Below are 1,157 nucleotides of genomic sequence, written 5' to 3' on the forward strand. Positions count from 1 at the left end.
AATTTAGAAAATCATATTAATCAAAAAGAATACTATGAAACAATTTTAGAATACTTTGAATGTTTAAATGTGCTTGATTTAAGTGTAGATTTCGAAAACTATAATATTATTCGTATTTTAAATGACTTTATTTTTACTACGGACATAGAAAAATTAAAAAAAGTTATCAATTTTATAAAAGAATTAATTTCTGTTGAAGACTGAAATGAAATAGTCTTAAAAATTAAAAATAATGAATTTTTAGAAAATAATGACATTTATAACTATCATGAATATATTGAAACTTTAAATGAAAATTCAATGGGTTATTTTTTTGATGAAATGCCTAATTTAGATATTTTAATTTTTAATCGTAAAGAGTTTTTATACGATGATTCTAAAAGTAATTTTATTAAAATCAATGGGTATTCAACTAAATTTAAACAACTTGAAAAAAATGAATTATTTTATGAATTATCAAAAGCAGAAATATTGGAATATATTGATGAAATTTAATGATACTAAAAAAATAAGAAAACAAAGACATTGTATTAAAGATACACGTAATTGTTTAGATTTAGTTATTAAACAAAAGATTTAATATGAATTTAGAAAAAATAAAAGAATTAATAGATAGAGACAATAGATTAAGAGTTTATTTAGAAAATAAATCTTGGTCATTCAAACAAAAAATAATTCGACTTGAAAAGTACATTCTTGATAGAAAATTTCAGTTAGACAAACAAATGGTTGAAGATATTTTGTATAGATTAGTTTGAAAAGAAATGAAAAAATGAAATCAAACAGAACTATATGATAGTCTAAATAGCAAACCTAACATTTTAATTTTTTTCAATAAAGAACAAAACGAAAAAATTAATCATTATTCTAAAAATTATGTTGTAAAAAAAACAAAAAATAACTTTTTAGTTTTAAAAGACGATTTAACTATATCTGAATTAGAAAATTTATTAAAAGAATATGTAAATAAGGAACCAATATCAATTTTATATTACGATGACCAAAATTATCCACATTTCGAATCATACCCTTATGTTTTAAGTTATAGAGCAGATTTAGATCAATCTAATCAAGATAATTGTGTTAATTTTGGCGAATTAGTTTTTGACAACTTTGACTGAAACTAAATAATCGAAAGGAGAAATCATGAGACATAT

The 1,157-nt window shown here is 20.3% G+C and carries 2 protein-coding genes; both read left to right on the forward strand.

All coding sequences use genetic code 4. The features are described 5' to 3' along the window. On the forward strand, positions 1-495 hold a 495-nt coding region (locus N9R85_RS03820), incomplete at its 5' end, for a hypothetical protein (protein ID WP_262858658.1). Positions 496-581: 86 nt separating this feature from the next. After that, positions 582-1,127 (forward strand): hypothetical protein, encoded by a 546-nt coding sequence (locus N9R85_RS03825; RefSeq protein WP_216490293.1) that lies wholly within the window; start codon positions 582-584, stop codon positions 1,125-1,127. Positions 1,128-1,157 lie beyond the last annotated feature (30 nt).

This window comes from Mycoplasma sp. CSL7503-lung (assembly GCF_025515455.1).
GTDB lineage: Bacteria > Bacillota_I > Bacilli_A > Mycoplasmatales > Metamycoplasmataceae > Mycoplasmopsis.